This is a genomic window from Pseudomonas agarici, assembly GCF_001543125.1.
Taxonomy (GTDB): Bacteria; Pseudomonadota; Gammaproteobacteria; order Pseudomonadales; family Pseudomonadaceae; genus Aquipseudomonas; species Aquipseudomonas agarici.
In genome coordinates this window covers 5,261,130-5,281,874 of sequence record NZ_CP014135.1, presented here as the reverse complement: position 1 = coordinate 5,281,874, position 20,745 = coordinate 5,261,130, and the positions used below count along the sequence as shown (strand labels likewise).

Annotated in this window: 22 protein-coding genes; all 22 read left to right on the top strand. The window is 60.3% G+C overall.

Features of this window, described 5'->3' with window-relative positions; all coding sequences use genetic code 11:
• The first annotated feature begins 326 nt into the window (after nucleotides 1-326).
• The 22 genes from rraA to AWM79_RS23045 all read left to right on the top strand — a co-directional run bounded on the left by rraA (nucleotide 327) and on the right by AWM79_RS23045 (nucleotide 20,744).
• Nucleotides 327-818 (top strand): ribonuclease E activity regulator RraA, encoded by a 492-nt coding sequence (rraA, locus tag AWM79_RS23150; RefSeq protein WP_017134240.1) that lies wholly within the window; start codon nucleotides 327-329, stop codon nucleotides 816-818.
• Between the two features lie 29 nt (nucleotides 819-847).
• Nucleotides 848-1,843 carry a zinc transporter ZntB gene (locus AWM79_RS23145; RefSeq protein WP_017134239.1) on the top strand — a complete coding sequence of 332 codons (996 nt, stop codon included), beginning with the start codon at nucleotides 848-850 and terminating at the stop codon, nucleotides 1,841-1,843.
• A 64-nt stretch (nucleotides 1,844-1,907) separates the two neighbouring features.
• Nucleotides 1,908-2,153: a hypothetical protein gene (locus tag AWM79_RS23140; RefSeq protein WP_017134238.1), complete on the top strand. Its 246-nt coding sequence runs from the start codon at nucleotides 1,908-1,910 to the stop codon at nucleotides 2,151-2,153.
• Nucleotides 2,154-2,155: 2 nt separating this feature from the next.
• The gene (locus AWM79_RS23135; RefSeq protein ID WP_017134237.1) at nucleotides 2,156-2,980 is read left to right on the top strand and encodes a mechanosensitive ion channel family protein; all 825 of its coding nucleotides are present in this window, start codon (nucleotides 2,156-2,158) and stop codon (nucleotides 2,978-2,980) included.
• 91 nt (nucleotides 2,981-3,071) lie between these two features.
• Nucleotides 3,072-3,662 (top strand): RNA polymerase sigma factor SigX, encoded by a 591-nt coding sequence (gene sigX / locus AWM79_RS23130; RefSeq protein ID WP_026013444.1) that lies wholly within the window; start codon nucleotides 3,072-3,074, stop codon nucleotides 3,660-3,662.
• Nucleotides 3,663-3,768: 106 nt separating this feature from the next.
• A complete protein-coding gene (locus tag AWM79_RS23125) occupies nucleotides 3,769-4,752 on the top strand; it encodes an OmpA family protein (protein WP_017134235.1) in 984 nt (327 codons plus the stop codon).
• 361 nt (nucleotides 4,753-5,113) lie between these two features.
• Nucleotides 5,114-5,788, top strand: coding sequence for a helix-turn-helix domain-containing protein (locus tag AWM79_RS23120; protein ID WP_017134234.1), 675 nt, complete (start codon nucleotides 5,114-5,116; stop codon nucleotides 5,786-5,788).
• Nucleotides 5,785-7,449 carry a type III secretion system outer membrane ring subunit SctC gene (gene sctC, locus AWM79_RS23115; protein ID WP_082712665.1) on the top strand — a complete coding sequence of 555 codons (1,665 nt, stop codon included), beginning with the start codon at nucleotides 5,785-5,787 and terminating at the stop codon, nucleotides 7,447-7,449. Before AWM79_RS23120 ends, sctC begins: the two co-directional genes overlap by 4 nt.
• 1 nt (nucleotide 7,450) lies before the next feature.
• Complete coding sequence (gene sctW, locus AWM79_RS23110; protein WP_017134233.1) at nucleotides 7,451-8,560, top strand: type III secretion system gatekeeper subunit SctW; 1,110 nt, start codon at nucleotides 7,451-7,453, stop codon at nucleotides 8,558-8,560.
• Between the two features lie 9 nt (nucleotides 8,561-8,569).
• On the top strand, nucleotides 8,570-10,624 hold the full coding sequence (locus AWM79_RS23105) for an EscV/YscV/HrcV family type III secretion system export apparatus protein (protein ID WP_017134232.1): 2,055 nt from the start codon (nucleotides 8,570-8,572) through the stop codon (nucleotides 10,622-10,624).
• Nucleotides 10,625-10,636: 12 nt separating this feature from the next.
• Nucleotides 10,637-11,044 carry an InvB/SpaK family type III secretion system chaperone gene (locus AWM79_RS23100; protein ID WP_017134231.1) on the top strand — a complete coding sequence of 136 codons (408 nt, stop codon included), beginning with the start codon at nucleotides 10,637-10,639 and terminating at the stop codon, nucleotides 11,042-11,044.
• Complete coding sequence (gene sctN / locus AWM79_RS23095) at nucleotides 11,041-12,330, top strand: type III secretion system ATPase SctN (protein WP_017134230.1); 1,290 nt, start codon at nucleotides 11,041-11,043, stop codon at nucleotides 12,328-12,330. Before AWM79_RS23100 ends, sctN begins: the two co-directional genes overlap by 4 nt.
• Nucleotides 12,314-12,769, top strand: a complete 456-nt coding sequence (locus AWM79_RS23090) for a hypothetical protein (RefSeq protein ID WP_017134229.1) — start codon at nucleotides 12,314-12,316, stop codon at nucleotides 12,767-12,769. The genes sctN and AWM79_RS23090 overlap by 17 nt, the downstream gene beginning before the upstream one ends.
• Nucleotides 12,766-13,668, top strand: a complete 903-nt coding sequence (locus AWM79_RS23085) for a hypothetical protein (RefSeq protein WP_060783853.1) — start codon at nucleotides 12,766-12,768, stop codon at nucleotides 13,666-13,668. The genes AWM79_RS23090 and AWM79_RS23085 overlap by 4 nt, the downstream gene beginning before the upstream one ends.
• The gene (locus AWM79_RS23080; RefSeq protein WP_244159594.1) at nucleotides 13,665-14,618 is read left to right on the top strand and encodes a FliM/FliN family flagellar motor switch protein; all 954 of its coding nucleotides are present in this window, start codon (nucleotides 13,665-13,667) and stop codon (nucleotides 14,616-14,618) included. Before AWM79_RS23085 ends, AWM79_RS23080 begins: the two co-directional genes overlap by 4 nt.
• Nucleotides 14,608-15,267 (top strand): EscR/YscR/HrcR family type III secretion system export apparatus protein, encoded by a 660-nt coding sequence (locus tag AWM79_RS23075; RefSeq protein WP_017134226.1) that lies wholly within the window; start codon nucleotides 14,608-14,610, stop codon nucleotides 15,265-15,267. The genes AWM79_RS23080 and AWM79_RS23075 overlap by 11 nt, the downstream gene beginning before the upstream one ends.
• Before the next feature lie 10 nt (nucleotides 15,268-15,277).
• Nucleotides 15,278-15,532 carry an EscS/YscS/HrcS family type III secretion system export apparatus protein gene (locus tag AWM79_RS23070; protein ID WP_017134225.1) on the top strand — a complete coding sequence of 85 codons (255 nt, stop codon included), beginning with the start codon at nucleotides 15,278-15,280 and terminating at the stop codon, nucleotides 15,530-15,532.
• Nucleotides 15,533-15,539: 7 nt separating this feature from the next.
• On the top strand, nucleotides 15,540-16,313 hold the full coding sequence (gene sctT / locus AWM79_RS23065) for a type III secretion system export apparatus subunit SctT (protein ID WP_060783851.1): 774 nt from the start codon (nucleotides 15,540-15,542) through the stop codon (nucleotides 16,311-16,313).
• A 1-nt stretch (nucleotide 16,314) separates the two neighbouring features.
• Nucleotides 16,315-17,349: an EscU/YscU/HrcU family type III secretion system export apparatus switch protein gene (locus AWM79_RS23060; protein WP_060783850.1), complete on the top strand. Its 1,035-nt coding sequence runs from the start codon at nucleotides 16,315-16,317 to the stop codon at nucleotides 17,347-17,349.
• 113 nt (nucleotides 17,350-17,462) lie between these two features.
• Nucleotides 17,463-17,954, top strand: a complete 492-nt coding sequence (sicA, locus tag AWM79_RS23055; RefSeq protein WP_017134222.1) for a type III secretion system translocator chaperone SicA — start codon at nucleotides 17,463-17,465, stop codon at nucleotides 17,952-17,954.
• Complete coding sequence (sctE, locus tag AWM79_RS23050; RefSeq protein ID WP_026013443.1) at nucleotides 17,951-19,729, top strand: type III secretion system translocon subunit SseC family protein; 1,779 nt, start codon at nucleotides 17,951-17,953, stop codon at nucleotides 19,727-19,729. Before sicA ends, sctE begins: the two co-directional genes overlap by 4 nt.
• Before the next feature lie 22 nt (nucleotides 19,730-19,751).
• Complete coding sequence (locus AWM79_RS23045) at nucleotides 19,752-20,744, top strand: protein IpaC (RefSeq protein WP_143063222.1); 993 nt, start codon at nucleotides 19,752-19,754, stop codon at nucleotides 20,742-20,744.
• The last annotated feature ends 1 nt before the right edge of the window (nucleotide 20,745 follow it).

The following is a 20,745-nucleotide window of genomic DNA, read 5'->3' as shown; positions in this document are numbered from 1 at the left end:
CGCTCTAAGAAGGGCATTTCGCTTCGAAGTGGTAGCGGCTAAGATAAGCGGCATTGCGCATTTTGGGTCATCGTCCAAACATCCGCTCGGGGGAGCGCTTCTCTAAGCAAGCTGCTCTAGTGGCCTGTGTGGTGAGTTCTATGAGTCAGTTTCGGCGCCACCCGCCCCTGGCCGGTGTTGCCATTGCTTGCCATAGCCCGGCTAGCCGGGTCACAGCGCCTTGGCCATGGACGGGTGGCATCCGAGCTTGAGCTAACGAACTCACCGTACAGGCCACTAGAGGGTCGACACAACGATCGTGTTCTCTCACCTACAGGAGTTTACCCATGAACCATTACGTCACTCCCGACCTATGCGATGCCTATCCGGAGCAGGTGCAGGTGCTTGAGCCGATGTTCAGCAACTTCGGCGGTCGAGACTCCTTTGGTGGCGAGATCGTGACCATCAAGTGCTTCGAGGACAACTCGCTGGTCAAGGATCAGGTCGAACTCAAGGGCGCCGGCAAGGTGCTGGTGGTCGATGGCGGTGGATCGCTGCGCCGGGCATTGCTCGGTGACCTGCTGGCTGAGAGGGCGGCGAAGAACGGCTGGGAAGGATTGGTGATCTACGGCTGCATCCGCGATGTCGATGTGATTGCGCAAACCGACCTGGGTGTGCAGGCACTGGCCAGCCATCCGATGAAGACCGACAAGCGCGGCATCGGCGACCTGAACGTGCCGGTCACCTTTGCCGGCGTCACCTTCCGTCCGGGCGAATATGTCTATGCGGACAACAACGGGGTGATCGTCTCAGCCAGTCCGTTGAAGATGCCTGAGTAGTTTTTCGAAATGGAATTACAGGAGTAAGGATGTTCGAGGAAGACAACGCGCAATGGGGGCTGGTCCATGCCTTGGTTCTCGATGGTAAGGGCAGTGCGCGCTCGATTGCTCGGACGCAGCTGGACGATCTGCAGTTGCGGCCGCAGGAAAGTCTTTGGCTGCACTGGGATCGCAGCCACCCGCAAACCCAGGCCTGGTTGCGTGCATCCAGTGGCCTGAGTGAATTCAGCTGCGACCTGCTATTGGAGGAAAACACCCGCCCACGCCTGTTGCCGTTGCCAGAGAGTGAATTGCTGCTGTTTTTGCGCGGGGTCAACCTCAATCCAGGCGCCGAGCCCGAGGACATGGTCTCGGTGCGCATCTTCGCCTCGGCCCAGCGGGTGATTTCCCTGCGCTTGCGACCGTTGCGCGCGACCGATGAACTGCTGGTCCAGTTGGAGGCGGGCAACGGGCCGAAAACCGCCTCTGAGCTGATCCTCTACCTGGCCCAATACCTGACGCTGAAGGTTCAGGATCTGGTCAGCGACCTGTCGGAAGTGGTCGATGACGAGGAGGAAAAGATAGATGCCGACGAACGGTATAGTCCCGAGCATGGGGCGATCGTACAGATACGCCGCCGGGCAGTCGGGCTGAAACGCTTTTTGGCCCCGCAGCGGGATATCTTTGGCCAACTGACGCGCATCAGGTTGTCCTGGTTTGCCAGCGACGACGCCGACTACTGGAACGAGTTGAACAACAGCCTGACCCGTTATCTGGAAGAGCTCGAATTGACTCGAGAGCGCCTGGGGCTGGTGCTTGAGGCCGAAGACCGGCGTCTGAACGTGCGCATGAACAAGATCATGTATCGCTTCGGGATCATCACCGGGATTTTCCTGCCGATGAGTTTTCTCACTGGTTTGCTGGGAATCAATGTCGGCGGGATTCCAGGGTCCCAGGACCCCTATGGATTTGCCATCGCTTGCCTGTTGATCGCCGCCCTGGCGCTTGGCCAATGGTGGTTGTTTCGCCGTTTGCGCTGGCTGTAAAACATGTTTGATGTGACTCGGGAAATTCTGATCGCGTCTTTCCAAGACATTCCGAGAGGTGCGTATGCACGATCCGTTTGAACAGTCTCTGCGTGACATGCTCAGGGCCTCGCCGTCCAGCCGTGACGACGATGCGTGTTTGGGGCGTGTCCTGAAAACCGCCAACCGTCAGGTCGGCGCAGGTGATCTCTTCAGTTTGCTGGGGCGTTGGCTGCAAGCGCTGCTGATCGCGCTGAACAGTGGATCGGCGCATGTCATGCCGGTTTCCCGTCGTACCCCTACTGCTCGCTCTACGGATAAGGCTGATTGAATATGGAACTTGATCTCTGGACCCGGAGTCTGGTAGCGGCGATGACGGCGTTGTGGACGAAGGTCGCAAACTTCATCCCCAACCTGTTTGGTGCCCTGGTTGTGCTGCTGCTGGGGTTTGTGGTGGCCAAGCTGCTCGATACCCTGCTGTCCAAGTTACTCGCCAAACTAGGGCTGGATCGCCTCATGGGGGGCACCGGGCTGACCAAGTTGTTGAGTCGCGCGGGCATTCAGGTACCGATCTCGACCCTGATCGGCAAGATTGTCTATTGGTTCATTTTGCTTATTTTCCTGGTTTCTGCCGCCGAATCCCTTGGACTTGAGCGAGTTTCGGCTACGCTCGACATGTTGGCTCTGTATTTGCCGAAGGTATTTGGCGCGGCGCTGGTCCTGTTGGTGGGTGTATTGCTGGCGCAACTGGTCAACGGTCTGGTGCGCGGTGCCGCCGAAGGCGTGGGCCTGGACTATGCCAGCGGCCTGGGGCGGGTGGCCCAGGGGTTGGTGGTGATCATCAGTATTTCAGTGGCGATCAGTCAGTTGGAGGTCAAGACCGACCTGCTGAACCATGTGATTGTGATCGTGTTGATTACCGTTGGTCTGGCCGTTGCATTGGCCATGGGCCTGGGCAGTCGGGAGATTGCCGGGCAGATTCTTGCGGGAATCTATGTGCGTGAGTTGTATCAGGTTGGGCAACAAGTGCGAGTTGGCGAGGTCGAAGGCCAGATCGAAGAGATCGGCACGGTTAAAACCACATTGCTGACCGATGAGGGTGAGCTAGTCTCTCTCTCCAATCGGATTCTGTTGGAGCAGCATGTGAGTAGCCGCTAATCCGGCAAACCCTGCTAATGTATGCGGCCGCAAAAAGCCCGCGATTTTTGGGCCGCGGCGTACATTGACCTGACTGTCGGCATGACTCGTTTTGAATAAAACCCAATCGCTATCCATGCGCTACGATCCCCGCGAGCTCTCCGATGAGGAGCTTGTTGCGCGTTCGCATGCGGAGCTTTTTCACGTGACGCGTGCCTACGAAGAGTTAATGCGTCGCTATCAACGAACTTTGTTCAGCGTTTGTTCAAGGTATTTAGGGAACGATCGTGATGCGGACGATGTCTGTCAGGAAGTGATGTTGAAGGTCTTGTATGGCCTCAAGAACTTTGAGGGTAAATCGAAGTTCAAGACATGGCTTTATAGCATCACGTACAACGAGTGCATTACGCAATATCGAAAAGAACGGCGAAAGCGTCGCTTGATGGACGCCTTGAGTCTCGACCCGCTCGAGGAGGCGTCGGAAGAGAAGGCGCCGGTACCTGAGGAAAAGGCCGGACTTGATCGCTGGTTGGGGCATGTAAACCCGATCGACCGGGAAATCCTGGTGCTACGTTTTGTCGCAGAGCTCGAGTTTCAGGAGATCGCGGACATCATGCACATGGGGTTGAGTGCTACGAAAATGCGCTACAAAAGGGCGCTAGATAAATTGCGTGAGAAATTTGCGGGTATTGCTGAAACTTAGTTCGACGCAAATATCTCTTACGTTCAGGCAAGTTCTGCTAGACTTGTCGCCGAGTTGTCCCCCGGTTTGGGGACTGATTCACAATCACCAGATGGGGATTTAACGGATGAAACTGAAAAACACCTTGGGCATTGCCGTTGGTACACTTGTAGCCGCAACTTCGTTCGGCGTCCTGGCACAAGGCCAAGGCGCGGTCGAGGGTGAGCTGTTCTACGGCAAGAAGTACAACGACAGCGTCAACCACGTTGAAGACGGCTATCAGCCAGGCGCGAGCATTGGCTACTTCTTGACCGACGACGTTTCCGTCAACCTGACCTACGGCAAGGACAACCACACTCGTTCGAACGACGGCACTGGCAATCAGAAGATCCGTGGCGATCAGTTCGGTCTGAACAGCCAGTACCACTTCGGTAGCGTTGGCGATGCGATCCGTCCATACGTTCAAGGTGGCGTGAAGTACGGCACCCTGACCAACGTGGCTGCTACCGGCCACACCGGTCGTGACCAGTCGACCTTCCTGACCGCTGGCGCTGGCGCCAAGTGGTACATCACCGACAATCTGTACGCTCGTGCCGGTGTTGAAGCCGACTACAAGCTGGACAACGGTCAGTGGGACTACATCCCTAGCATTGGTCTGGGCGTGAACTTCGGTGGTAGCGGTGGCAAGGTTGCTGCAGCACCTGCTCCAGCTCCAGTTGCCGAAGAGCCAGCACCGGTTGCAGAAGCTCCAGTCGCTGAAATGGTCAAGGTTCAGTTGGACGTGAAGTTCGACTTCGACAAGTCGGTCGTCAAGCCTAACAGCTATGCCGACATCAAGAACCTGGCTGACTTCATGAAGCAGTACCCTCAGACCAGCACCGTGGTTAAAGGCTATACCGATAACGTCGGTACCGATGCCTACAACCAGAAGCTGTCCGAGCGTCGTGCTCATGCTGTCGCACAAGTGCTGACCAATCAGTATGGCGTTGAGCAATCTCGCGTTAGCTCGCTGGGCTACGGTAAGAACAATCCGGCTGCCAGCAACGCCACCAAAGAAGGCCAAGCTATCAACCGTCGCGTAGAAGCTGAAGTTGAAGCCCAAGCTAAGTAATTAGCCTGGTCGTACCGAGAAGCCCGGCTCATGCCGGGCTTTTCTTTGTCCGCGATTTGCCTGAAGTTCTGCGGCTCAAGGGCGTGGATTATCAGCCGCTCAGCTAATACAGCTGCTGGCGTTGCGGCGTAGATTGCCGTTGTACCTGAACCACCGTTGGTAAGGGTTTTCAGTGATGGGGCAAGGTCATATGCCGGTAGCCCTTATTGTCGCGCACGAATCATCAACTTCTCATCATGATCTGTCGCTGGGAGCACGCGATGATCGCTGACGATTCATCGACAGACGGGTGGGATGCAGGGTGCAGGTTGACGAACGCTTCGCGATAACGTGTCCGGGGGTTCTATCCGCAGAGCGGGTCTTGTATGTACGGGCCGGCGACACCGGTGTGTGCCTGTCCCACGATGACCTGCAGGTTTGCTGGTATTTGCCCGCCGGCTGGCAGGGCCTGGTGGTTGGGCGTGGTGCGATGAAAGTCGTCTCCGGCGGGTTGGCCTGCGAGACGTTGTCGGGGACCTGCCTGATGAAGTTGCAGGTGTTCATCGATATGGGCGGTTGTTTCGAACGGCGCCGCTCGTCCGCCGAATCCTGGGCAGCCTTGCCGGTGAGCGCGGCAGCCACCACCAGCAAGGAGGGCTTGGAGCGGTGGTATATCGAGCGCGCATTGCGCGGTGGCGCCGATTATCGTCGGTTTGCCGGCGTGTTGCGCCAGAGTGCGAGCTACTGGCTGGTGCTGTTTCTGCTGGAGCAGGGAACCGCCAGTGAAAAGCTGATCGGCCTGGCCCGGCGTTATGGCGTCTCGGTCTCGCATTTTCGCCGCCTGTGCCACCAGGCTCTGGGCGGCGCAGCCAAGCCGGAACTGCGTGATTGGCGCACGGCCAAGGCACTGCTGCGGATGATTCGCGGTGGGGGCTCGCTCACCGATGTGGCACTGGAGTACGGTTATGCCTCCTCGTCGCATTTCTCCAAGGAGGTGCGCGAGCTGCTGGGCGTTGCGCCGAGCCGGTTGCTCGATCTCATGGAGCAGCGAGGTTGAAAGCGGCGCCGGCACGCGCCTCGCGTCGTTGGTTCGGCGTGCTGCTGCTGGCCTGCCTGACGGTCCCGCTGGCGGCTGGCGCACCGGCGAAAACAGAAGACTACGTGGCGCGCGAAGAAGGTCTGCGCAGCTTTTTCTCGGCGTTATCGGCGCCTCTGGGCAAACCGATCATCGTTAGCAAAGCCGCCGCCGGCAAACGCATCAGTGGTGAGTTCCCGCTGCATTCGGCGCGCCAGACATTCGACCGCATCGTCGCCCAGATGGGGCTGATCTGGTACAGCGACGGACAGGCCATCTATCTGTATGACGCTGGCGAGGTGAAAAGTTCGGTGGTAGCGCTGCGGGTGATCAGCGTCGAGACCCTCAAGCAGTTTCTGCGCCAGTCGGGCCTGGAGGACTCGCGTTACCCGTTGCGCAATGACGGTCGCCGGACCTTTTATATTTCCGGCCCACCGATCTATGTCGATCTGGTGATGCAGGCGGCTCAGTTGATGGACAACCAGCCCTCCGAGCTGTTGCTCGGGCAACAACGGATCGGTGTGATTCACCTGCTCAACACCTTTGTCGGCGACCGCAATTATGAGCAACGGGAACAAAAGGTCTCGATCCCAGGTATGGCCACGGTGATCGAGAGCCTGCTCAAGGGCGAGCAGAGCGGTGTCGAGCCACGGGTGGAGGTCTCGACCGTGGCGGGCAATCCGCTGCGTATGCCGCAGTTTCCCCTTGAAGGGCTGGCCACGCCGATTGCCCCGGATGATCCCACCGCTCCCCGGGTGCTGGCACGGGAAACTGCCGCCGGGAATATTCGCGTGGTGGCCTATCCGGATACCAACAGCTTGCTGGTCAAGGGCCTGCCCGAGCAGGTGCGCTTCATCGAAAACCTGGTGGCGGCGCTTGATATCCCCAAGCGGCATGTCGAGTTGTCGCTATGGATCATTGATTTGAACAAAGATGAACTGAATCAGCTCGGCGTGAACTGGCAAGGTGGGATCAATGCGGGCGGCCAGTTGGGTGTGTCGCTTAACAGCGGATCGGCGACGACCCTGGATGGCGTGTCCTTTATTGCCCAGGTCATGGCCCGGGCGCAGAAAAACCGTGCCAATGTGGTGGCGCGTCCGGTGATCCTGACCCAGGAAAACGTCCCGGCACTGTTCGACAATAACCGGACCTTCTATACGCAGTTGTTGGGGGAACGCAGTGTGGACCTGCAAAGCGTGACCTACGGTACACTGATCAGCGTGCTGCCGCGCTTTGCCATGGCCGATGAAATCGAAATGTCGTTGAATATCGAGGACGGCAGCGAGGTGGAACGTGGCGGGGATGACGGCAAGGTGCAGCCGATCCCGACCGTGGGACGCACCCGGATCAGCACTGTCGCCCGGGTGCCGCAGGGCAAGAGTCTGCTGGTCGGCGGTTTCACCCGTGACGATTACCGGGAACAGGTGGCGCGTGTCCCTCTGCTGGGTTCGATTCCACTGATAGGTGGATTGTTCCGTTACCGGGTCAGCAGTTCGGCCAACACGGCGCGAGTGTTCCTGATCCAGCCCAAGGAAATTCTCGGTGCCTTGCAGGAGAGCACTGAGCACCTGGGCAAAGGCTTGATGACCGCGCAGCAACAGGAAGCGGTGCGTCGGGCCTTCATGCGGGCGGCGCAGCACTGACATGGTGTTGCTCAATCCTGCCACCCGTGCCTCCATGGCCCGCCTCGACCTTGCCAGGCAGGAGGCGCAGGCACAGCCCGATGCCGACTCCACCGACCAGGATGCCAGCCCGGCGGCGGCGCTCCAGCGCTTTATCCAGAGCAGCGATGAGATGTCGGCGGCCCTGACGCAGTTTCGCAATCGGCGCCTGTTCGAACTCAAGACCGACAGTCGGCCCGAGAGTTTCGAGTCGGTGCTCGACGAAGACGTGGTACCCAAGGCCCGCCAGCTGTTGGCGCTGAGCAAGGTCACCGACAAACCGGTCGAATGGCTGTTGCAGATGGCCCGCAGCCTGTTTCCCGATGACAGCGATCTGGCGCTGGTGCTGCGCGAACTGCTACGTCGCCGGCAACTGCAAGCCCCTGTCCGTCAGCGGCTTGAGAGCCTGCTGGAACAGGTGATCGCCCAGGCTTCGCCCAGGCGGCTGAAGGCCGGTATCAATAGTGCCCTGAAAGCCCGGCTGTTTGGTCGCGCGATGGCCTTGCGGGCGAGTTTTCTGCGCGAGGCCTATCGCGACTTTCTCGAAAGCGATGACCGCGCAACCTGCTGCTATGAGGACTGGGTGGCACTGTTCGGGCCAAGCCGGCGGGCAGCGGTGTTGGCCTTTATCGAGGCCGCTTTGCTGACCGATATCGATGCCCAGGACCCTAGTTGTTCACGCGGCGAATTTGGCGCGTTGTTGGCCCGGCTGGCTGATCTGAAACGCTTGCGCTCGGCGGATGCGATGTTTGTCGGTGGCCTGCTGGACGATGCGCTGATCCGCCAATACAACCCGGAGGAACTCGACTGGCTGGTGTTCTTCTTCGGTGTGTTGAAGCACCCCGAAGAACTCGACCAACTGTTATCCGGCGTTCTCGGCGAACAGGTGTGGCTGGCGTTGCATCGCGAGCGTTCGATGCTGCTACAGGCAGTCCGTCGCAGGTGCCTGCAGTTGCCCACCGAGCTGTTCGCCGAGTGCGCTGCCAGGGAACAATTGGCCGAGCAGTTCGCTGCCTTGGCGGATATCGCCTACGCCCACGAGCAGATCGAGCGACGGCGCGCCAGGGTGTCCGCTGATGGGTTTGGGGACTAAGGGCCGGCCATGCTCAATCAACTTCTGCGTAGTGTCTCGGCCCGCCCCGAGCTGTTGATCTTGTCCTTAATGGTGATGATCATCGCGATGTTGATCATTCCCTTGCCCACGCTCTTGGTCGACTTTTTGATCGGCCTGAACATCGTGATTTCGTTGCTGATCTTTATGGGGTCGTTCTATATCGAGAGCATTTTGGCGTTCTCGACATTCCCGGCCTTGCTGTTGTTGACCACGCTGTTCCGGTTGGCGTTGTCCATCAGTACCAGCCGACTGATCCTGACCCAGGCCGATGCCGGCGAGATCATTGCCTCATTCGGCGAGTTTGTGATCGGTGAGAACCTGGTGGTGGGGTTTGTGATCTTCGCGATTGTCACCATCGTCCAGTTTATCGTCATCACCAAGGGCTCGGAGCGGGTGGCCGAGGTCGCGGCGCGGTTTTCCCTGGACGGGATGCCGGGCAAACAGATGAGTATCGATGGCGATCTCAAGGCAGGGGCCATCGACGCTGCGCAGGCACGCGAGAAACGCAGCGTGCTGGAGCGTGAGAGCCAGCTCTATGGTTCCTTCGATGGGGCGATGAAGTTTATCAAAGGCGATGCCATCGCCGGGATCATTATCATCTTCGTCAACTTCCTGGGAGGAATCGCTATTGGCGTTGGGCAGTTGGGCATGGATTTCGCCACGGCCCTGTCCACCTACACCCTGTTGACCATCGGCGATGGCTTGGTCGCGCAGATCCCGGCGCTGCTGATCGCCATCGGTGCCGGTTTCATTGTCACCCGGGTCAACGGCGACGAAGCCAACCTGGGGCGTAACATGCTCACTCAGATGTTCGGCAATCCATTCGTGATCGGGGTGACCGCGTTGTTGGCGGTGGCGGTGGGGACGCTGCCGGGGTTTCCGTTGCCGACTTTCGTGCTGATTGCCGGTGCATTGGCCCTGGTGGTGTTCATGGGTTGGCGCAAGAGTCGTGTGGCGGCGCCGCAGTCACGGGAGGTCGCGCCAGAAGCACCGCCCGATACGGCAACCGATAGCGAGCTGGGGATGCTCGACAACCTTGATGATATCGCCACCGAAACGGTCGCCCTGATGTTCCTGGTGCCCGCATCACGGCTGCAGGAGTTGCGCGTCGCCAAGCTCGCCGAGCGTTTTCGCAGCCAGTTTTTCGTCGACTATGGATTGAAAATCCCGCTGCCGCAGTTGCGCGGTTCCGAAGCGTTGCCGGGGCATCAGGTGGCAGTGCTGATCAACGAGGTACGGGCCGACCAGTTCGATATCCATTTCGATCACTGGCGGGTACTTGACTATTCGCCGGAACTGGCCGCCATGGGCTTGTCGCTGGTGCGCGGGCGTGACAGCAACAAGCTCGAAAGTGTCTGGATCGGTGCCGAGGGCAAGGCTACCGCGCTAAAGCTGGGGTATCGGCTACGTGCGGCCTACGACGAATGCTACTGCTGCCTGGTGGTCTTGCTGGCGCGCAATATCAATGAGTTTTTCGGCGTGCAGGAAACCAAGGCGCTGCTCGATGAAATGGAGGGGCGCTACCCGGACCTGCTCAAGGAGGTCTATCGCCACGTCACGGTGCAGAAGATTGCCGAAGTCCTGCAACGGCTGGTTGGCGAGCGGATCTCCGTGCGCAACATGAAGCTGATTCTCGAGTCCCTGGCCCACTGGGCCTCTCGGGAGAAGGACACGATTGCCCTGGTCGAGCATGTACGGGGTGGCCTGGGGCGTTACATCAGCAATAAGTTTGCCTATGGCAACGACCTGCGTGTACTGCTGCTGTCGCCGGAGTTCGAGGAGGTGGTGCGCAATGGTGTCCGCCAGACCTCCGGCGGCAGTTTTCTCAACCTGGAGCCGGCGCAGTCCGAGGACCTGATCGACCGCTTGAGCCTGGGTCTGGAGAGCCTGCATGTGCCACAAAAAGACCTGGTGCTGCTGTGTTCGGTGGACGTGCGGCGCTACATCAAAAAGCTGGTTGAAGGGCGCTTTCGCGAACTGGACGTGATGTCCTTTGGCGAGCTCAGCGAGACCATTTCAGTCAATGTCATCAAGACGCTATAAGGAAAAACACCCATGCGGAATATGGATATTGCCGAACGCTTGCGCGGCGCGCTGTTGTACAGCGGCTGCACCCCGGCGCAACTGGGACAGTTCGACAGCCACAGTACGATCGAAATGGAGATGATCGAGCAACCGAACATCAGCCTCAACGTCGTCGACGAAGATGTCTGGCTATGGAGCGTTGTGGCGCAGATGACGCCTTCTACATTCGCCTACTGCGCCGAGAACCTGATGCAGTTTCTGCTCAAGGGCAATGCTCATGCCCGTACCGGACAATTGCAGTTGTTCAAGAATGAAGGGCAGTTGGAAGTGCGGCTGATGCTCGGCGAGCCGGCGCTGGCCAGCGACCGGGCCTTTGCCGAGGCTATCGATGGGTTTATGGAGGCCATCGAAGAGCTCTGCGGCATCATTCGCCAATGAATGCGCTGCGGCTCGAACGGCGCGGTGCCCATCCTCGCCGCCTGAGTGGGCCGTTGATCGAGGCGGCGCTGGAGGGCGTGTCCATTGGCGAGGTCTGCGAGATCCGCCGGCACTGGGCAGCGGCTGAGCTGCTGGCCAGGGCCCAGGTGATCGGCTTCAAGCCCGATACGGTGGTGCTCAGTCTCTTGGGGGAGGCTCGCGGGCTGTCGCGTGAGTCGATGATCGTGCCGACCGGCTCGGCGCTACGATTGTATTGCAGTGCCGAGATGCTCGGCAGTGTGGTCGATCCGCGCGGGGCTATCGTCGAGCGCCTGGCGCCGGCACCGGGATTCGACGGCAGGGAGTATCCGGTGGATGCCGATCCGCCGTCCTATCAACAACGGCGTCCGGTGGTCGAGCCGCTGATGACCGGTATCCGTGCCATCGACGGTTTGCTGACCTTCGGTATCGGCCAGCGCCTGGGCATTTTTGCCAGCGCAGGGGCGGGCAAGACTTCGCTGCTCAACATGCTGATCAACCATACCGATGCCGACGTCTTTGTCATTGGTCTGATCGGTGAGCGCGGGCGCGAGGTGACTGAGTTTATCGATCATCTGCGCCGCTCGCATAAACGGTCGAGTTGCGTGGTGGTTTATGCCACCTCCGATGTGTCGTCGGTGGATCGCTGCAACGCGGCGCTGCAGGCGACGGCCATCGCCGAGTACTTTCGCGATCAAGGGCAGTGCGTGGTGCTGCTGCTCGACTCACTGACCCGCTACGCCCGCGCCCGTCGTGACTTGGCCCTGGCAGCGGGCGAAACGCCGGCGCGGCGCGGTTATCCGGCGTCCGTATTCGATGCACTACCGCGTTTGCTGGAGCGTCCCGGCATCACGGCGCGGGGCAGTATCACCGCCTGTTACACCGTATTGCTCGAGAGTGATGACGAACCGGACCCGATCGCCGAGGAGATTCGCTCGATTCTCGACGGGCATATCTACTTGAGTCGCAGCCTTGCCGCCAAAGGGCATTTCCCGGCAATCGACGTGCTGCGCAGCGCCAGTCGGGTGGCGCATCAGGTAACCGGTGCCGCGGCCCGACAGTTGGCGGCCAGGACCCGCGAGGTGCTGGCGCGCCTGGAGGCATTGCAGGTTTTTCTCGATCTTGGCGAGTACACCCCAGGCATCGATCCGGCCAATGATCGCGCCATGGCCTGCCGGGATGAACTGACCCACTGGCTGCGCCAGAATGCCGACGAGATGAGCCGGCCCGATGAAACCCTGCGGAGCCTGCATGAGCTCATTGGCTGATATCGATCGCCTGTTGGACTTGAGTGTCTGGCGCCAGCGCCAGGGCGAGCGCAACTTGCAGTCGGCCCGTCAGCGCTTGGTACAGGTGCAACGGGAGCTGTGCGCGCTGGACGAGCATGAGGCTTCGCTACGGGCCTTGCTCGGCAGCCATCGCGCCGAGAACTGTGTGCTCGATCACTGGCAGTTACTCGAGACACTGCGGCGACAGGCGGTGATTCGTCGGCAGATTCAGCTGTTGGTGCTTGAGCGTGGTCCGCTGCATGAGCAACGGACACAGATGGATCAGGACGTGCATCGCTGGCAGCGGAAAATGCTGGTGTTACGGCGCAAGCATGCGAAGTACGTCGGATTGCGCCAGCGCCTCGGTCGCGAGCACCGACTTGAGCGTTTGCGCCGCGATGAAGGTGAAATCGAGGATCTGATTGGAATGAACGGATGAATGATATTTCCCGCGTATCACCCGCTCTTGAGCCCGTATCGGATTTCCAGGATGAAAGGCCGGACAAGTTCGAGCAGCGTCTTGGAGTCGTCGAGGATGAAGTGCTGCCCGCCGGTGCCGCGACGTTGCTCGCGGTGCTTCAACGAGTGGAGCCGGTGGGTAGCGGACCGGGCAAGATAACCGCGAATCCGGATGGATTGCGCGGGATGGCGGCAGGCGCCGATTCGCCGGCAGAACCTCCCAGGGAAAGCGCGACACCTGGCGTCGAGCCGGCAAATCGGTCGCTGAAAAAGGGCGATTCCGAGGGCGTGCGGATACGCGCTGTCGCGATCGGAGACGACAGGGCTGGACGGGACAGGGTAAGCGCCGGGTTCGACGGTCCGCTCAGAGAGGGCATGGGCGTCGCACCGCCGGCGCTGTTTATCAGTGGCGAAAGACGGGCGGCAGAAACGGACGTGGACGCTACGTCTGTGTGCCCGGAGGTGGGAGAGCCTGTCCCGGCGGCGGAGCATCGAGCTACTGCCGATGGCTCGCCTGCTACCCTGCCGGCCAGGCCGGAGTTCCAGCTCCCGGCTGCACAAGCCCCGTCTGCCGGGGAGGGCACTGAGCCGGGATCGACGTCCGAGCAGCATGATGGTGCGCCACCTGAGCCAGCCGGCGAGGATGGCGATGACACGGGACGACCTTTCCTGCAGGTACCCTTCAATAATGAGCGTGCTCAGGGTGAAGTCCTGATTACCCGCGAAGGCAGCGGGTCGTCCGACGTGCTGATTCGCGCCAGTGATGAGCAGGTGTTCGAACAGCTTCAGGCGCATTTCGATAAAAGCCGGCAACCGCACTGGTGGCTGGGCGAGTGGCCGGCACCGGGGGCTCCGAATGATGGGGGGCGGCGATCTTGAACCGGGCCTCTGTGCGCGTGACGGGATCGTCCCTGGGACTGCGTCGGGTCGATCCGCAGCGCTACGCATGCCGGTGTGCGATCGAACGTTGGCGGCGCGCGGGATATCAGGCCGAACTGAGTCCCCCGGTTGTTCCCGGTGATTACCTGAGTTTTTGCGCCCTGGGCCGGGGCGTTGGCTGGCAGGGGCTGGTCGAGGCCCGCGAGTGGCTGGATGGCTTGTTCCCGCAACTGCGCTCGTTACTGAAAGCACCGTGTGCCATTGAGCACATTGCCGAGTTGTTCCAGGCGGTGCCACGGCCTTTGAACATCACGTTGGAGGAGTTGCACTACGAGCGGCTGTTATCGGTCGAGCTGATCGCCCCGCCGGCGCTGGAGCTGCGCCCGTTGCCACGGATTGCCACGGCGCAGGGTTCGCTGTGGGTGGTCGGTCTGCCCGAGACACCGGCACCGCAGGCGCCTTTGCTGCCGAGCGCCTGGTTGTCGAGCCTGCCGCAGTGTGTGCGGGCGACGCTCGGCTACAGCGAATTGGCCAGGACGGCCTTGCGTACCTTCGCCGAGGGCGATGTGCTGCGAATCAGCCAGCCTACGCGGCAGTGGCATCTCGCGGGCCAACCGGTCGGTGAGTTCACCTTTATCGAAGAAGGCTTGCAGATGACCTTGTCTCCCGCTGCACCGGATAGACCGCCTGAGCATGACTCCGAGCCCGGCCCCTCACTCGGGCGGTTGCCCGTGCGCCTGGAGTTTGTCTTGTCGGAGCAGGCGATCAGCCTGGCCGAGCTGGCGGCGCTGATCGAAGGGCAAGTCCTGACGCTTGCGCCGACGGTGCTGCGCGATATCGAAGTGCGCGCCAACGGTCAAACGGTCGCGCGGGGCGAACTGGTGCAGTGGGGTGACGAGCTGGGCGTGGAGTTGCTGCAGGTCCGCCGAGGCAGTATCGATGAACAATGACGTCTCGCTGATCGCCTTGCTGGCGTTTGCTTCGTTGCTGCCATTCCTAGTGGCGGCGGGCACCTGCTACATCAAGTTTTCGATCGTCTTTGTGATCGTGCGCAATGCCCTGGGCTTGCAGCAGGTGCCGTCGAACATGACGCTCAACGCGATTGCCCTGTTGCTGGCGCTTTTTGTCATGACCCCGGTGGTGAAGCAGGGGTATGGCTACTACCAGGACAACCAGGTGCGTTTCGACAACATCGAAGCAGTCGTCGAGTTCAGTGAAAACGGCTTGGGCAGCTACAAGGATTACCTGCGGCGTTACACCGATCCTGAACTGGCATTCTTTTTCGAACGTGCCCAGCAGGTCGCTGCGGACGAGGCGGACCCCCTGGCTCGGGAGGAGGTCGAGCCGTCGTTGTTCGCGCTGTTGCCGGCTTACGCGCTGAGCGAAATCAAGAGCGCCTTCAAGATCGGCTTCTATCTTTACCTGCCGTTCGTCATCGTCGATCTGGTGATCTCCAGCATCCTGTTGGCCCTGGGCATGATGATGATGAGTCCGGTGATCATTTCCGTGCCGATCAAGCTGGTGCTGTTTGTCGCCCTCGATGGTTGGGCCTTGCTATCCACCGGGCTGGTCAGGCAATACCTGACGCTGCTGGAATGAGGGCAGTGGGATGAACGACCTGGTGTATGCCGGCAACAAGACCCTGTACCTGATTTTGCTGATGGTGGCCTGGCCGATCATTGTGGCGACCGTGGTGGGCCTGCTGGTTGGCCTGATCCAGACGGTGACCCAATTGCAGGAGCAGACCCTGCCGTTCGGTTTCAAGCTGCTGGCGGTGTCCGTCTGCCTGTTCCTGCTGTCGGGCTGGTATGGCGAGACGCTGCTCGATTTCAGCCGGGAAATCATGCGCCTGGCGCTGGATTGAGGGGCGGATGTCGATTGCGCTGTTTTTCGAGCTACACACCTGGCTGGCGGCGGCGATCATGGCGTTCGCCCGTCTGGCGCCGATTTTTTTCATGCTGCCGTTTCTCAACAGTAGCGTATTGACGGGAGCACCTCGTCAGGCGGTGATCCTTCTCGTTGCGCTGGGTTTTTGGCCCAGCGTCGGCTTGCCGCTGCCGGCATTGGACAGTCTGGCGTTCTTCGGCCTGTTATTGCGCGAGGCCGGGATCGGCGTCCTGCTGGGCAGCCTGTTGTGCTGGCCGTTCTGGGTATTGCATGGCATGGGCAACCTGATCGACAACCAGCGCGGGGCGATGCTCAGCAACACGGTCGACCCGGCCAACGGCGTGGACACCTCGGAGCTGGCGAACTTTCTCCAGTTGTTCGCGGCGGCGGTGTATCTGGAAGGCGGTGGCATGCTGTTGATGGTCGAAACCGTCGCCCGCAGTTACCAGTTGTGCCCACCGACGTCGGCCTGCGAGATAAGCCTGGCGGCGCTGTTGCCGCTACTGGACGCGCTGGTCGGCAAGATCCTGGTGATCAGTGCGCCGGTGGTGGCGGCCTTGCTGATCAGCGAAGCGCTGCTGGGGTTGTTGTCGCGTTATGCACCGCAGATGAACGCCTTTTCCGTCTCGCTGACGGTCAAGAGCCTGGTCGCCCTGATGGTGCTGATGGTGTACTTCGGCGCTCATCTCCCGCATGAAGTGTGGCGCATGGGACAGGTTGATCCGGCGACCCATTTGCATCGTTCGGGGCCACTCTGAAATGTCTTCCAGTGCTTCGAAAACCGAAGATCCCACCCCCAAGCGTCTGCGCGATTCGGCGCGCAAGGGGCAGACGTTCAAGGCCAAGGACCTGGTGGTCAGTTGCATGACCCTGTGCGCGATTATATTTCTGGTCAACAGCTTTTCGTTGCTGGAGGTCATGGAAGTCTACCGACGGATCGTCGCTGCCGGTTTCGAGGACAACGCCCAGCGTTATTTCGCACTCTTGCTCAAGCTGGCGCTGTTGTGCGTGCTGCCGTTGTTGCTGGTCTGTGTGTTGAGCAGCGCGCTGCCGGCGTTGTTGCAGAGCGGTTTTGCGCTGGCCAGCGAGGCCTTGAAGTTGAATCTGGGCGCCTTGAATCCGATCAACGGGTTCAAGAAGCTGTTCAGCCTGCGCACGGTCAAGGACAGCGTGAAGGCGCTGCTCTACCTGGGTAGCTTTGGCGTGGCGTTATGGATGGTCTGGCAGTCCGAGCGCCAGTTGCTGTTCGCGCAATTGTTCGCCCAACCGCTGGATCTGTTCCCGGCGTGGGGGCGGATGTTGTTGACCTTGCTGCTGACCTTCATGGCGTGTGCGTTATTGATCGTGCTGCTCGATGCCTTGTGTGAGTACTGGCTCTACATCAAGGACTTGAAGATGGATTTGCACTCGGTCAAGCGCGAGTACAAGGAGCAGGACGGCGACCCGCATATCAAGCAAAAACGTCGCGATCTGCACCTGGAGCTGTTGTCCGAGCAGGTGCGCTCCGATATTCGCGGCTCACGGGTGATTATCGCCAACCCGACTCATATCGCCATTGGCATCTACTTTCGCCCGGACATCAGCTTCATCCCCCTGGTCAGCGTGATCGAGACCAACCAGCGCGCCCTGGCGGTACGCGCCTATGCGCGTGAAGTCGGGGTCGCGGTGGTCAGTGATATCCGCCTGGCCCGACGGATCTTCACGACGCACCAGCGTTACAGCTTTATCAAGTTGCAAGAGATCGAGGATGTCTTGCGCCTGCTGATCTGGCTAGAACAGGTCGAGCAGGCCTGAATTTGGCCGGTTTGCCGGGGCCCGCATGAGCGCATTTTTGCGGTGGGCCATCCGGGATTTTGGCTCAATGCAACGCGTCAGCCAGTCTGGCGCCATCTTCAGGAGTGTGGCCGATGAGTCGCAGAGACACGCAAGAGGACGAACAGATAGCGTTCGAGGCGGTGCAAGCCGTCCTCGAAGGCATGCCGCTCAAGGATGTGCGCGGGATCAGCGATGAGCAGATGGACGGCCTTTACGCCTACGCTTACGAGTTTTACGAACAGGGTCGACTGGACGACGCCGAGAAGTTTTTCCACTTCCTGTGCATTTACGACTTCTACAACAGCCAGTACTGGATGGGCTTGGCGGCGGTGCATCAGCTCAGGAACAACCACCAGAAGGCCATCGAGTTGTATGCCGTTGCCTTTGCCCAGGGCAAGGACGATTGCCGTCCAATGTTCTACACCGGCCAATGCCAACTCGCCTTGGGGCAGGGTGCCAAGGCCAAGTTGTGTTTCGAGTATGTGCTCGAGCGGGTCACCCATGACGATTTACGCAGGCAGGCCCAAGTGTATCTGGACGCCTTGCGCCATATCGATAGCCAAGGTTCGGAGGATCAACAATGACAACAATCAATAGTGTTCCAGGCGCCGCGGCGATGGCCGCGACCACTGACAACCTCTATACCGAGGCGGCCCGAACCGCCGCCCGCACCGCCGATTTTCAGCGGATCAGCCATGAGGTGCTGACCGGTATCGAGTCGGTGGGGTATGAATCTGTCGATGGCGTCAGGAACGATGGCCGGCCCCGACTGCAACCGCCACCACCACGGGTCAATGGCGATCAGTCAAGTGCCGAGGGCGAGTTCGTGCGCCTGATCGCCTCGCTGATCGAGCTGCTCGGCAATGCCAACCTGGAAAGCCTGAAAAACCGTTTGTCGATGCTGCGGGCAGTGACCCAATCGTCCCAGCAGGGGCTGGATAGATTGTCCGCCGATTATAAGCAGGCCTTGGGCGAACTGGTGGCGGCCCAGGGGGCGGTGGATACCAGCCAGGAGCAGTTGCAACTGTTGAAGGACAGGCTCGATCAGGCCCAGATCGAACTCGAAGCCGCCGAATCGCACCTGGCGTCCCTGGATCCGTCTTCGCCCGAGTACGCCGATGCCTTGGCCCGGCGCGATGCCGCCAAGGCCGCACTTGGTGGTCTGCAACAGGGTTTCGAGGCGGCGCTCAAAGCGCACCTCGGGCTATTGGCCACGGCCAAGTCCGTGGCCATCAGGACCGAGGCGTTGGCCAGGCAGGTCCAGGCTGCCGGCATCGATGGCAAGGTCGTCGATCAACTCGGCCAGGAGCATTTGAACGCTGCCGGTGCCCTGGCGTTGGCGATGGCGCAATTGATTGCGTTACTGGGAGAGGCGGCCGACAAGCAAATGCAGGCCGATCAGGAGTTGTTTCTCTCGATGCAGACCGCGCGCCAGGAATTCATGAAGGTCAAGTCAGAAGAATACCAAGAGGAGGTGCGCAAGGCTGAGGCGGCCCAGAAGGTCATGGGGTGCATCGGCAAGATCTTCGGGTGGCTGGTGATGGCGGTCAGTGCGGTGGTGGCGGTGGTCGGCACGGTCGCGACCCTGGGGGCTGCCGCTCCCGCCGCCGGTGCGTTGGTGTCCGCGGCCGTCGGCATTGTCGGGGTACTGGCCTCCCTGACAGACATGATCGTTAAGGAGGCGACCGGAACCTCCTACATGGAAAAGGCCATGAAACCGCTGATGGAAGAGTTCCAGAAGCTGGTCAAGTTGCTGGGTGACCTGACCACCAAGTTCCTGACGGAGGTACTGAAGGTGTCCGAGGACATAGCCAAGATCATCGGTTCGGTCAGTGGTGCTATCGCCGCCGTGGCAGTGGTTATCGCTGCGGCGGTGGTCGGCGTCCATACCGCAGGACCGATACTCGGTTCGGTGCTGAACAAGGTCATGGAAAAGCTCGGCGAGGTGTTTGCCAAGATCCTGCCGTCGCTGCTCAAGCAGATGGTGGGAGCGATTGGCAAGACTCTGGCCAAGCTGGTGGAGCAACTGCGTGGCCTGGTGGGATCGAAGAGCGATGATATCGCCATGGCCCAGTTGAAAAACCGCCTGGAAATACTCCTGGCGGGCGTCTCGGTGGCGGGGGTCGGTACGCAGTCGGGGTTGCAGATCCAGAGCGGCGTGCACCAGAAAAAAGGCGCCGAGCACCTGGCCGATGTCCGGGTAAGCATGGCGATTGTCGATTCGCTGGGCGACTACCTCAAGGAGTCGCTGGAGACGTTCGTCAAGGCGATCGAACAGAAGGATAACCAGCTCAAGCAACTTATGGCCGATATGCAGCATCGCCATGGGGCCAGCCTGCATATCGCCCGTCATATCTGAACGTTGAGAGGATGTAGTTCCGATGGTAGAGATTTCTCGTCATGCAACATCGATATCGACTCCCTCTTCCCTGTCCGAGTTGGAGGCCGGTCAGGCCATTCGGCAAAGCCTGGGGCCTCTCAGTGGGGAGGATTTAAGCCGAATCGTCGAGGATCAGGTCATTGCTACCTGGGACCTGCGCCGACCCACGTCGCAGGAGCTGGCCAGGCTGCTCGATCCCAGTGACTTCAGTGAGGCCGAATGGAGGGCGGTGCTGGGCGAAGCGAAGAAACTGCTCAGCGATGAGGACGTCAGGGAGCTGGCCTTCAATCCGTCAGCCTGGGAAAAGCACACCGGCGTGCTGATTGCCGCGATCATTGCCTTGAATATGGCCAGGATAGCCACCGCCGAGTTGCGTGGGCATTTCAGCGTGATGACGGCCAATGCTGCGGTAGAGCAGGGCAAGGCGATTCGCGAGGGCGGAGACGCGGCGTTGTACGGCGCCTTCGCAGGGGCGGCGATTGCCGGCTCGATGGCATTGGCCGGTACCGTCATGACCATTGATGGCTACCGGCAGAAGCACGCCGGCCTGACTAGCCAGAAGCAACAGACGGTGGAGGCCATGGAGCTGGAAAGGGACATGCGCGACAACCACCTGGCACATGTGGCGCCGGGCGAGCCCAACGTGGTGATGGATATTATCAACGATGCCCGGCAACGCCGTGAGTTGGCCTCGCTCGATAATCAACTGAACTCGCTGCAGTGGGATCGGTTGATCTCGGCGGGGGGGAGCTTGAGTTCACTGGCGATTGTCTTCAGCAGCATGGTGAGCAGTGCTGTCCGTCTCCTTGAGGTTGCGCAAAAAGAGCGGGAGGTCCTGCAGCAGAGTAACCAGAGCGTGCAGAAGAGCCTGGGCGACGAAGAGGCGCAGATCGATGCGAGTACCGCCGCTCTGCTGCAGAAAATATTCGAGATCATGCGGCAGATCGATGAATTGCGTGGCCGTGTGATCGAAGCCACGGGTGGCAGGGTGTGAG